Origin of the sequence: Actinokineospora spheciospongiae (assembly GCF_000564855.1) — a bacterium.
GTDB lineage: Bacteria > Actinomycetota > Actinomycetes > Mycobacteriales > Pseudonocardiaceae > Actinokineospora > Actinokineospora spheciospongiae.
Map to the genome: position 1 here is coordinate 1 of NZ_AYXG01000146.1, position 12,039 is coordinate 12,039.

Genomic DNA, 12,039 nt, shown 5'->3' on the forward strand with positions numbered 1-12,039 from the left:
CGCTTCCCCCACCCAAGCACATCCACCCACCCGGGCATATCCGTAGCCGGGCCGGCGGTTGCGAGGGTGGTCGGCGGCTGCGCCGCTGACGGCTCGGGGTGGCTGGCCGCCAGGCCGGCGGGGTGATCGCTGGCTGCGCCCGGTGGGGTTCGGGGTGGCTGGCCGCCAGGCCGGCGGCTAGCGAGGTGATCGGCGGCTGCGCGCGATGGGCTTCAGCGCGACTGGCCGCCAGGCTGGCGGTTTGTGGGGTGGCTGGCGGCCGGGCTGGGCTGGTGGTTCTCGGGGGGGTCGACTTCCTCCAGAACAGCCCGGCTGCTCGCCGTGGTGGTGGGTGGTCAGTCCCTCTCGATCAGGTGGCCGACCACGTCCGGTCCCGGGTGTGCCGCTCCGGAGCCGTCGCGGCGGGGTTCGATGGCGGGGAGTTCCACTGCGGAGCCGTTCTTGCCGGCGGCGGCGGGGCGGGAGCCGACCCAGGCCAGGACGAGGCCGGTTTCGCCCTTGAGGAACCGGTGGGCGCGGACACCCCCGGTGGCCCGGCCCTTCGCCGGGTACTCGGCGAAGGGGGTGACCTTGACCGATTGGCCCGTGGAGGTGACCACCACCGGGTCGCCGTGCGTGGGATCGGCTGTGGCCACCGCGCCGAAGAACAGGGCGTGGGCGTTCGCGGGGAGGTTGATGCCCGCCATGCCGCCGCCCTTGAGGCCCTGGGGGCGGACCAGGCCTGCCGCGTAGCGCAGCAGTGATGCCTCCGAGGAGACGAAGACCAGGGACTCGGTGCCGTCGCCGAGCCAGGTGGCGCCGACGACCTCGTCGCCCGGTTTGAGGGAGATGACCTCGAACTCGTCGGAGCGGACGGGCCATTCCGGGGCGCAGACCTTGACCACGCCCTGGCGGGTGCCCAGGGCCAGGCCGGGTGATCCGGCCGCCTGCTCGCCCAGCGGGGCGATGCCGACGACCTTCTCGCCCTTGACCAGCGGGACCAGTTCGCCCGCCGCCATGCCGCCGCTGAGCGACACGGTGCCCACCTGCTCCGGCAGCACCGGCAGCGGGAGCACGTCGGTCTTGAACGCGCGGCCGTGGTTGGTCACCAGCAGCACCTGGCCGCGCGCGGTGGAGTGGACCACGGCGCTGACCGCGTCGTGGCGGGCGCGGCCGTTGCGCCTGCGGGCCTCGGAGGACTCCTCGGATTCCGCCGCCGTGCGGGCCACCAGGCCGGTGGCCGAGAGGATCACCTGGCACGGGTCGTCGGCGACCTCCAGGGGGCCCGCGGGCTTGGACGCGGCCAGGACCTCCTTGAGGTCGCCGTCGATCAGGGCGGTCCGCCGCTCGGCGGTGAGGTCCTTGGCCACCCGGCCCAACTCGGCCGAGACGACCCGGCGCAGCACGGCGTCGTCGTCGAGGATCTTGGCCAGTTCGGCGATCTCGGCGGTGAGGCGGTCCTGTTCGGTCTCGAGTTCGAGCTTGTCGAACTTGGTCAACCGGCGCAGCGGCGTGTCCAGGATGTACGTCGACTGGACCTCCGAGAGGCCGAAGCGCGACATCAGCCCGGACTTCGCGGCGGCGGCGTCCGCGCTGGACCGGATGAGCGCGATGACCTTGTCGATGTCGATCAGGGCCCGCAGCAGGCCCTCGACCAGGTGCAGCCGCTCCTCGCGCTTGCGCTTGCGGTACTGGGTGCGCCGGGTGACCACCTCGTAGCGGTGCTTGAGGAACACCTCCAGCAGCGCCTTGAGCCCGAGCGTGCGCGGCTGCCCCTCGACGAGCACCAGGTTGTTGATGCCGAAGGACTGCTCCATGGGCGTCAACCGGTAGAGGTCGGCCAGCAGCGCCTGCGGGTTCACCCCCACCTTGCACTCGATCACCAACCGGGTCCCGTTCTCCCGGTCGGTCAGGTCCTTCACGTCGGCGATCCCGGTGAGCCGCTTGGACTTGGTGACCTCGTCGGTGATCTTCTCGATGATCTTCTCCGAGCCCACCTGGTAGGGCAGCTCGGTCACCGTGATCGCCTGCCGCCCCCGGCTGCCCTCCAGCGGGCCGATCTGCACCTTGGCCCGCATCCGCACCACCCCGCGCCCGGTCTCGTAGGCCTTGCGCACCTCGTCGAGGCCCAGCAGCATCCCTCCGGTCGGCAGGTCCGGGCCGGGCACGAACTCCATCAGCTTGTCCAGCGTCGCCGTCGGGTGGTTGATCAGCCACCGCGCGGCGGCCACCACCTCCCCCAGGTTGTGCGGGATCATGTTGGTGGCCATGCCCACGGCGATGCCGGAGGTCCCGTTCACCAGCAGGTTCGGGAACGCGGCGGGCAACACGGTCGGTTCGAGCAGCGACCCGTCGTAGTTGGGCCGGAAGTCGACCGTGTCCTCCCCCAGCTCCCCGACGAGCAACATCGCCTCGGCCGACATCCTGGCCTCGGTGTTGTGGTTGACGAACCCGCCCGCGAGGAAGGAGTGGTCCTCGGTCACGACGCGGACCGAGTACACCTCCTCCGGCACCCCGGCCTGCACCGAGGCCACGGTCTCGAACCGGTACCCGGAGTCCAGAACGGGCAGGATCGTGGCGAGGACCTCCGGGTCCTCGATCCGATCGATGATCCGCAGCCGCTCGGTCTCCCAGCGCTCCACGCGGTCGAAGTCGTGCCGGGTCGACTCCCCGCCGCCACGCCCGTCCTCCTCGACGGCGCCGCGGACGAAGTCGCCGACGAACGGCACCCGCTCCTCGTCCGGCCCGGCCGGGGAGCGCCGGATCAGGTCGTCGAGCCCGGACTGCCCGGCGCCGGGGAACCCGACCCGCTCGGCGAACACCCGCACGTCGCGGAGCCCCGACACGGTGAGGCGGTGCTCGCCCGAACCGTCCGACCGCACGTGGTCGCGGAGCCGGGCGAGGACACCGAACTCGGCCAGGAGTTCCTGGACCTCCCGGCCCAGCCGCACCCCGGGGGTGCCGCAGTGGACGGTGACACCACCCTCGGCTGACTGCACCGCACCGCCGTGCTCGAACAGCGACATCAGGAAGGCCCGCTTGATCCCCCAGCCCCCGGACCACACGGACTCAGGGATGCCCTCGTCCGACGCCGGGTCCGCGGAGACCCGGGCTGCCGCCCGGACGCCGAGCGCCCGCTCCTCGGCGGTGGGCGTGACCTGCTGCCAGGCGTTGCGGGCGACGCAGACCACCATGCCCGGGGTGAGCTCGTCGAGCCTGCGCCACTGGAACAGGGGGACGCCCATCGGCGCTTCGAGGCAGAGGACGAGGTGGTTCTCACTGCCGCGCAGCGAGAACCCGCTGTCGGTCTCCAGGCGGAGCGTGGGGTGCACGCCGGAGTTGAAGACCCGGTCGACGCGGACCGCCTTGCCGTCCTTGTCCAGGACCTCGAAGTCCGCCTCGACCTCGGTGTCCGGGGCGAGGTCGGCCAGGTCGGCGATGCGCGGGCTGGTGCCGTCGGCCAGGCGGATGCGGGTGTCGCCGACGACGCAGTAGCGGCTGGCGGCCGGGCCGTCGTCCGGGGAGCCGAAGTTGCCGTGGCCGTCGATCAGGGGGGCGTTGAGGGAGAAGTCCTGGGCGAGGCGGACCATCGCGTCGTAGATGGCGGTGTCGCCGTGGGGGTGGTACTTGCCCATGCAGTTGTGCACGACGTGGCCCTCGACGACGAAGGCGTGGTCCGGGGAGCCGACCTGGATGTCGTGGGTGGTGGCGGGGGTGACTGGGGTGACCGAGACGACCGGCTGGGGGTCGGTGGGGGCGGTCATCGCGCGCAGCTGGCGGTGCAGTTCGGGGTCGGTGGCGGCGCAGGCGATGCCGGTGGGGTCGAGGCCGCCGTCGGTGAGGCCGGCGAGGAAGCGGGGCCAGGTGGCGCGGTCGGACAGGACGTCCTCGGGGACTCGGCCCGCCAGGGCCTCGGTCATCGGGCGGGCGACCGGTTCGGCCGGGGTGAAGGCCAGCACGTGCAGGTCGCGGCCGTCGGGGGCGGCGGCTTCGCGCTTGTCGCGGCAGACCGCGACGCCCGCGCCGATGGCCCAGCCGTGGGCGCGGTCGACGGCGTCGACCTCGGGGGTGCTGAGCAGCACCCGGCCGTCGGCGTCGACCGTGCCGAGGGCGGTGAGCAGGCCGAGGACGTACTCGGTGCCGGTGTCCTCCGCGCGGACCGGGGGGCGGGGGGCGGCGGGGACGGTCGTGGCGCCCGCCAAGGACCGGGCCTCCACCCAGCCGTCGGGGGTCATGAAGCGCTGGCCGGGGGTGACCACCAGGGTGTGGCCGTCGGCCCAGGTGAGGCGGACCAGGTCGGACACCGGGTTCTCGTAGACCTCGACCACCGGGACCGGGGCGCCCGCGCCGTCGAGCACCAGGTCGCCGACCTCCAGGGCCTCGATCGGGCGCAGCCCGGCCGGGGTGGAGACCAGGGCGCCGCGCACGAAGCAGTCGCCGACCACGCGGGAGGACTTCACGTAGGCGTGGGTGGGCCGGTAGCCCTGCTCGTTCATCGAGAACAGGATGCGGCGGTGCACCGGCTTGAGGCCGTCGCGCGCGTCGGGGAGGGCGCGGGAGTGGATGACCGAGTAGGCGTACTCCAGGTAGGAGTCCTCGATCTCGGTCTTCACCGGGTTGTCGAACACCTGGGCGCCCGCCTGGTCGAAGGCGGCGGGGTCGACCTTGGTGGTGGGGCCCTTGCGGCGTGCCATGACTCAGCAGCTCTCTCTCGCGGTGGTTCTCAGGCTCTCGCGGTGGTGCGGACGGCTCGGTGGGCTCAGACGTCGATGGCGGACTGGTCGACCCGGCCGGAGGACTCCACCAGCCACGCCCGCCGCGGTTCGACCTTCTCGCCCATCAGCAGTTCCAGCGCGGTCTCGGCGGCCTCGGCGTCGTCGAGGGTGATCCGCCGGACCGAGCGGGTGGCCGGGTTCATCGTGGTGTCCCACAGCTCGTCGGCGTCCATCTCGCCGAGCCCCTTGAACCGCGGCACCGGGGTCACGACCTGCTTGCCCGCCTTCTCCAGCGCGGCGAGGGTGGTCTCCATCTCGCGCTGGGTGAAGGTGAACCGGGTCTCCGGGTTGCGGCCCTTGGTGGTGATCTTGTGCAGGGGCGGCATGGCGGCGTAGAGCCGCCCGTCCTCGATGACCGGTCGCATGTACTTGGCGAACAGGGTGATCAGCAGGGTGCGGATGTGCGAGCCGTCGACGTCGGCGTCGGCCATCAGGATGACCCGCCCGTAGCGCATGGTCGACAGGTCGAACGTGCGCCCGGTGCCCGCGCCGAGGACCTGCACGATGGAGGCGATCTCGGCGTTGCGCAGGGTGTCGGCGAGGCTGGCCTTCTGCACGTTGAGGATCTTGCCGCGCAGCGGGAGCAGCGCCTGGTACTCCGAGACCCGGGCCATCCTGGCCGAGCCGAGGGCGCTGTCGCCCTCCACCAGGAACAGTTCGCTGCGGGCCAGACCGGTGGTGCGGCAGTCGACGAGCTTGGCGGGCATGGCCGCGCCCTCGAGGGCGGTCTTGCGGCGGGCGGCGTCCTTCTGCTGCTTCTGCGCCAGCCGGACCCGGCTGGCGTCGACGACCTTCTGCAGCACGACCTTGGCCTCGGCCTTGGTCCTGCGGTCGTCGACCCAGGACTTGAGCTCGCGTTCGACCACGGCGCCGATGACCTTGGTGATGCCCGCGGTGGACAGCTCGTCCTTGGTCTGGGAGGTGAACTGCGGTTCCGGGACGCGGACGTGGATGACCGCGGTCATCCCCTCCAGGACGTCGTCGAGGGTGGGCGGGTCCTCTTTGGGCTTGAGCAGGCCCCGGGTGCGGGCGATGGCCTCCTGCAGGGACTTGAGCGCCGCCCGCTCGAAGCCCTTGCGGTGGGTGCCGCCGTGGATGTTGCGGATGGTGTTGGTGAAGCACTCGACGGTGCGCTCGTAGCCGGTGCCCCAGCGGAAGGCGACCTCGACCTCGGCCCGGCGCTCCACTTTGGAGCGCATGACGCCGTTCTCGTCGGCGGCGTTCTCGGTGTAGGTGCCCTCGCCCACGGCGAGCAGGGTGCCCGAGACCGCGCGGTCGCCCGCGGGGGTGAGGAATTCGACCATGTCGGTGAGCCCGTGCGGGAAGTGGAACGACTCCTCGGAGATCGCGTCGTCGACGGCGGTGCGCAGCACGTAGGCGACGCCGGGGACGAGGAACGCGGTGTTGCGCATCTTCTGCCGGACGCCGTCGACGTCGAGCTTGGCGCCGTTCTCGAAGTACCGCGCGTCGTACCAGTAGCGGATGGACGTGCCGGTGCGCTCACCGCGCTTCATCTTCCCGGTGATCTCCAGCCCCGACCTGCGGGTGAACTTCGCCGTCGGGCCGGGACCGTCGAAGACGCCGGGGACGCCGTGCGCGAAGGACATCTGGTGGACCTTGCCCTCGCGCTTGACCACCACGTCGAAGCGGTGCGACAGGGCGTTGACCGCGGAGGCGCCGACGCCGTGCAGGCCGCCGGAGGTCTTGTAGCCGGAGCCGCCGAACTTGCCGCCCGCGTGCAGCCGGGTGAGGACGAGTTCCACTCCCGACAGGCCCGACTTGGCGTGCGTGCCGGTGGGGATGCCGCGGCCGTCGTCGTCGACCTGGACGCTGCCGTCGGCGTGCAGGGTGACGACCACCCTGGTGGCCTCCCCGGCGACGCCCTCGTCGGTGGAGTTGTCGACGATCTCGGCGAACAGGTGGTTGATGCCGCGGCTGTCGGTGGACCCGATGTACATGCCGGGGCGCTTGCGGACCGCCTCAAGCCCTTCGAGGTGGGTGAGGTCGTCCGCCCCGTAGAGGGTCTCGGCAGTCACCGCGCAGCACTCCAATGCAGGTCTGGCCCAGGTCAGTCGAACAGGTGTCCCAAGGTACCGGAGGGTATCGGCCCACCCCGACACGATGAGGGAACCGCCACCCGGGGCCCGGTCGGGTTCCGCCGGGACACCTTGACTGATTGTCCGAAACCGACTTATGGTCTAGACCAAATTCTCTCCGGCATCCCTGGTCCAGCCCGTTTCACCCCCCGACCCGCGGGGGTGGACACCCCGTCTCACCCCCCAACCCGCGGGGGTGGACACCCTGTGGAGGAGCAGCCCATGAGATTCCCGCGCAAGCTCGCCGCCCTCGCCGCCGTCCCGCTGCTGTGGCTCGCCATCCCGGCGACCCCGGCGCTGGCCCACGGCTACGTCGACTTCCCACCGAGCCGCCAGGCCAACTGCGCCGCGGGCCGGGTCGCCGGGTGCGGCGAGATCATCTGGGAACCGCAGAGCGTCGAGGGCCCCAAGGGCCTGCGGAGCTGCCACGGCGGCAACGCCAGGTTCGCCCAGCTCAGCGACGAGTCGAAGAACTGGCCGACGACGTGGGTCGGCAGGCAGGTGGCCTTCACCTGGCGGCTGACCGCCCGGCACGCCACCAGCACCTGGCAGTACTTCATCGGCTCCACGAAGATCGCCGAGTTCAACGACGGCGGCGCGCAGCCCGGCTCCACGGTGACCCACCAGGTCGACACGGCCGGGTTCACCGGGCGGCAGAAGGTGCTGGCGGTGTGGAACATCGCCGACACGCCGAACGCCTTCTACGCCTGCGTCGACCTGCAGATCGGCTGATCCACCGCGGGCCGCCTCCCCGTCGTCCCGCGGGGAGGCGGTCCGCGTTCATCGGCCCGCGGTGATCTCGTCGAAGGTCGGGAAGCGGGCGGCGATCGAGTCCTCCAGGAACGAGGCCACCCAGCCGTCGTCGTCGTGGAAGAAGCGGATGGACACGTAGTCCGGGGTGGTGCCCATGTCGAACCAGTGGGTGGTCCGGGCGGGCACGCTGAGCAGGTCGCCCGCCTCGCAGAGCACCGCGTGGACGCGACCGGCGACGTGCAGGTAGAAGATGCCGGAGCCGCGGGCGAAGAAGCGGTCCTCGTCGTCGTCGTGGGTGTGCTCGGCGAGGAACTTCGCCCTGGCCTTCGCGGCGTCCTCGGCCGGGGCGGCCGGGGTCATGGCGACCGCGTCCACGAAGCCGTAGCCCTCGCGGGTGGACACCTCCTCGACCCGGTCGCGGTAGGCCGCCAGGACCTCATCCGACGTCGGGTCGGCGGGCAGGTCGACCAGCGGCCAGCGGGTGAAGCGGACCCCCAGCGCGGACAGCACGCCGGTGATCTCCCCGGCGTCCTCGGTCCGGGTCAGCACGGTCCCCGGGTCGTCCTCGGGCCACACCGTCAACAGCGTCACGCGAAACCCCCGGGCGTGTCGGTCCCCTGTACCGAGTTCACGAACCGCAGCAGCCACTCCAGGCACTCGGCGCGGTGGCGGGCCTGCTCCAGGTCCGCCCCCCACACGTACACCCCGTGCCGGGCGACGACAAGGGCCGGGGTGGCCGGGTCGAAGCCCGCCTCGAACGCGTCGCCGAGCACGCGCATGTCCTGGCTGTTGGGCACGACCGGGACGCGCACCTCGTCGTCGTGGGCCGCCCGGCCGAAGCCCTTGAGCATCTCCAGGTCGCGCAGCACGATCCCGCCGGGGTTGCGCTCGGCGGCGATCACCGGGGCCAGTTGGTGCAGGTGCACCACCGCCCCCGCCCGCGCCACCCTGGCGATCCTGGCGTGCAGCGCCGCCTCCGCCGACGGGGGCAGCGACCCGGAGACGGGGTCGCCGTGGAAGTCGACCTCCACCACGTCGGTCTCGGTCAGGGTCCCCTTGTCCAAACCGCTGGCGGTGACGGCGAGGCGCAGCGGGTCGCGCCCCAGCGTGACCGACAGGTTGCCCGAGGTGCCGCGCATCCAGCCCAGGGCGGCGAAGCGCGCGGACTCCGCCGCCAGCGCCCGGCCCGCCTCGACGAGGTTCACGCGGCCTCGATCCGCAGGTCGTCGAACGTGCCGACCACGAGGTGCGCGCCGAAGTCGGCGTCGGCGTACGGCTCCCCCGCGCGCGCCAGCCCCACGGTCTGCCACCCGGCCTCGGCCGCCGCGTCGAGTTCGGCGGGCACGTCGGACAGGAACACGACCGCCCCGGGGTCGGGGTCCCCCAGGCCCGCGGTGATGGCCGCGTACGACGGCGCCTCCCGCTTCGGGCCGGCGTTGACGGTGTCGAAGTGGGAGCGGAACAGGCCGGTCAGGTCGCCGTCGGTGGTGTTGGAAAAGGACGCGACCTGGCCCTTCACCGCCCCGGAGGAGAACACCGCCAGCGCCAGCCCGGCCGCGTGCCAGGCGCGCAGGGCCCCGACCACGTCGGGGAAGTAGGACGAGACCAGTTCCCCGGAGGCGTACCCCTGCTGCCAGATCTCGCCCTGGAGGTCCTTGAGCGGGGCGGCCTTGCGGTCCTCGGCCATCCACCGGTGCAGCACGGCGACGACCTCGGCGGTCCCGGCGTCGTCGGCCAGCCCGGCCTCTGCCTTGGTCCTGGCCACCGCGGAGCGGACCAGCTCGGAGTCGGGGTGCGCGTCGATCCACGGCCCCAGCCGGGGGCGGGCGAAGTCGTAGAGCCCGACGTGGACGGCGCTGGTCGGCATCAGGGTGCCCTCGATGTCGAGGACGACCCACTGCGCCCGCAGGACCTCAGTCACTGACTGCCTTTCGGTGGTATCCGTCGAGTGCGTCCGGCGCGAACGGGCCGCGGTCGGTCACGACGGTGTGCACGAACCGCGGCGGCGTCACGTCGAAGGCAGGGTAGTGCCCGCGCACCCGGGTGCTGGCGGTGCGCACGCCGAGCGTGTGCAGGACCTCATCGCCGCAGCGGTGCTCGATCGGCACGTCGGCGGCCGTCGGCGCGGCCGGGTCGGGGGCCTGCACCTGCGCCAGGAACGGCACGCCGAAGGCGTGCGCGGCGACGGCGAGGCCCAGCGTGCCGACCTTGTTGACCACGTGCCCGTCCATGGTGACCCGGTCGGCGGCGGTGAGCAGCGCGTCGACCTCCCCGGCGGCCAGCACGGCCGCGCCCATGCCGTCGGTGATCAGCGTGGTGTCCACGCCCATCTCGGCCAGGGTCTCCGCGGTGAGCCGGGCGCCCTGCAGGTACGGGCGGGTCTCGGTGCAGACGAAGGACACCTCGTTGCCCAGCGCGCGCACGGCGTTGACCGTCTCGATCAGGTAGGAGTCGGCCCAGCAGTGCGTCAGCACCCGCGCGCCCGGGGGCAGCAGCCGGGCGCTGTGCTCCCCCAGGGCCCGGCTGCGGGCGTGGTAGACCTCCGCGCCCCGCCGGGCGCCCAGTTCCGCCGCCGCCACCAGTTCCGCCCCGGACACCGGGCCGCACGGGGCCAGCACGGCGTCCACGGCCTTGCGCAGGTGGTTGTTGGTGGACCGGCTGGCGACCAGCAGCGCCCCGGCCCGCTCCAGCTCCGCCCTGGCCTCGGCGGGCGGGCGGGTCGCGGCGGCGCGGGCGGCGAGGACCATGCCGTGCAGGGCGGCGAAGTACGGGCCCGAGGACTGGGTGACCATGTCCGCGATGGCCGCCGCGACCTCCTCCACGGTCGCGCAGCGCACCCAGTCGCGCTCGAACGGGAAGCGGCGCCGGTCCAGGATCAGCACCGCGTCGTCGGTCAGCCGGACGCTGTCGGCGAGCGTGGGCACGGTCCACGGTGCCGTCGGCTCCGCCACCGGGTGCGCTGCCTGCCCTGTCACCGGCTCTGCCGTCGGGTGTGCCATCAGCTGTAGCCGTTGGGCACCGGGAGTTCGCCGGTGAGCAGGTGCCTGCCGATCTCGGTGGCCTTGTAGACGGTGGGGTCGTGCAGGGTCAGGGTGCGGGCGTTGCGCCAGAAGCGGTCCAGCCCGACCCTGGCGGAGGTGGCACGGGCACCGGTCAACTCGAAGACCCGGTTCGCGACCTCCACGGCGAGGTCGGCGGTGACCACCTTGGCGGCGGACACGCGCAGGGCCAGCTCACCGCGCGCCCCGGCGGTGAGCGCGGTCCCGGCCAGGTCGGCCTCGGCGAAGGCGGCGGTGGCCGCGTCCACCAGCAGGTCGGCGGCGTCGAGCCGGGCGCTCAGGCCCCCGTAGGCGGCGAGCACGTGCGGGTCCTCGACCGCCCGCTCAACCCCGGCGGCGGGCCAGGCGCGCGACTGGGTGCGGGTGTAGTCGGCCGCGGTCCCCAGCGCGCCACGACCCACGGCGGCCAACACCCGGCTCAGCACGAGCTGGAAGCCCAGCGCGGGCAGCGAGTCGCGCGGGGCGGTGGGGGCGTCGTGGGCGGGCTGGGCGCCGAGGACGTCGCGGGCGGGCACGGCGACCCCGCGGAAGTCGACCCCGCCGCTGGCCGACATCCGCTGCCCGAGGTTGTCCCAGTCGCCCAGGTAGCGGATGCCGGGGGCGCCCGCGTCCACGACGAAGGTGAGCTTGTCCCCGGTGGGCGGGTGCACCCCGCTGACCACCAGCCGGTCGGCGACGCTGGCCCCGGTGGCGAAGAACTTCCGCCCGTCGACGGTGAACCCGCCGCCGGGGGCGTCGGTGAGCACCAGGGCGTCGTCGCGCGGGTTGGCCACCCCCGCCCAGAACCACCCGTGCTCGACCGTCGCCCGCACCAGCTCGGCGGCCCGCTCGGGGACGTCGAAGAGCCACAGCCGCCACAGGTGCAGGTAGTGGTAGCCGAGCAGGTGCCCCACGGAGGCGTCGGCGGCGGCGACCTCGGCCAGGACCGCGTGCGCGGTGGCCCAGTCCTGCCCGTGCCCGCCCAGCCCGGCGGGGGCGGTCAGCGCCAGCAGCCCGCTCTCGCGCAGCAGGGCGATCTCCGGCAGCGGCTCGGCCCCCTTGCCCTCCCGCTCCACCGCGTCCCCGGCCAACCGGTCGGCGACACCGCGCGCGACCCCCACCCACCGCTGCCTGCCCATGCCCCACCCCTCCCGGTCCCGGCGCCGCAGTATCGCAACGTCCGCCGCCCCCCGGAACCCGTCGCCGGCATGTGGGACGGACACCACCACCCCGAACCCCACCGGGCGCAGCAACAACCAGCCACAGGCCCGCCTCCAGCCACCCCGAACCCCACCGGCGCAGCGGCCCAACCGGCCACCCCGAGAACCGGCGGCCTGGCGAGCGAACTGCCCGGGTGGGTGGATGTGCTCGGCCAGCCGACCACCCAACAAACCGCCG

General features: G+C 73.1%; 6 protein-coding genes and 4 pseudogenes. 1 reads left to right on the top strand and 9 read right to left on the bottom strand.

Translation table 11 applies throughout. The features are described 5' to 3' along the window. Window positions 1-335: 335 nt before the first annotated feature. From UO65_RS39000 to UO65_RS19315, 4 genes and pseudogenes are all read right to left on the bottom strand, one after another. A pseudogene (locus UO65_RS39000) lies at window positions 336-2,417 on the bottom strand (DNA gyrase subunit A); the annotation flags it as partial. A gap of 375 nt (window positions 2,418-2,792) precedes the next feature. Further along, window positions 2,793-3,224: pseudogene (locus UO65_RS39005) on the bottom strand (LAGLIDADG family homing endonuclease); the annotation flags it as partial. A 27-nt stretch (window positions 3,225-3,251) separates the two neighbouring features. Continuing rightward, window positions 3,252-4,673 (bottom strand): annotated as a pseudogene (locus UO65_RS39010) (DNA gyrase subunit A); the annotation flags it as partial. A gap of 65 nt (window positions 4,674-4,738) precedes the next feature. Then, window positions 4,739-6,790, bottom strand: a complete 2,052-nt coding sequence (locus tag UO65_RS19315) for a DNA gyrase/topoisomerase IV subunit B (RefSeq protein WP_035284633.1) — start codon at window positions 6,788-6,790, stop codon at window positions 4,739-4,741. Window positions 6,791-7,072: 282 nt separating this feature from the next. On the opposite strand from UO65_RS19315, the pseudogene UO65_RS19320 reads away from it, so the two are divergent. Continuing rightward, a pseudogene (locus tag UO65_RS19320) lies at window positions 7,073-7,579 on the top strand (lytic polysaccharide monooxygenase auxiliary activity family 9 protein); the annotation flags it as partial. Window positions 7,580-7,630: 51 nt separating this feature from the next. Here the strand turns inward: UO65_RS19320 and UO65_RS19325 are convergent. Genes UO65_RS19325 through UO65_RS19345 form a run of 5 tightly spaced genes read right to left on the bottom strand, consistent with a single transcriptional unit; the run spans window position 7,631 to window position 11,780 of the window. After that, a complete protein-coding gene (locus UO65_RS19325; protein WP_035284637.1) occupies window positions 7,631-8,194 on the bottom strand; it encodes a 1,2-dihydroxy-3-keto-5-methylthiopentene dioxygenase in 564 nt (187 codons plus the stop codon). Then, entirely contained in the window at window positions 8,191-8,808 is a 618-nt protein-coding gene (mtnB, locus tag UO65_RS19330; RefSeq protein ID WP_035284639.1) for a methylthioribulose 1-phosphate dehydratase, read from the bottom strand. Before mtnB ends, UO65_RS19325 begins: the two co-directional genes overlap by 4 nt. After that, window positions 8,805-9,524: an acireductone synthase gene (gene mtnC, locus UO65_RS19335; protein WP_035284640.1), complete on the bottom strand. Its 720-nt coding sequence runs from the start codon at window positions 9,522-9,524 to the stop codon at window positions 8,805-8,807. The genes mtnB and mtnC overlap by 4 nt, the downstream gene beginning before the upstream one ends. Beyond that, entirely contained in the window at window positions 9,517-10,578 is a 1,062-nt protein-coding gene (locus tag UO65_RS19340) for a s-methyl-5-thioribose-1-phosphate isomerase (protein ID WP_233427747.1), read from the bottom strand. Before UO65_RS19340 ends, mtnC begins: the two co-directional genes overlap by 8 nt. Window positions 10,579-10,601: 23 nt before the next feature. Next, window positions 10,602-11,780 (bottom strand): acyl-CoA dehydrogenase family protein, encoded by a 1,179-nt coding sequence (locus UO65_RS19345; RefSeq protein WP_052021371.1) that lies wholly within the window; start codon window positions 11,778-11,780, stop codon window positions 10,602-10,604. Window positions 11,781-12,039: the final 259 nt, after the last annotated feature.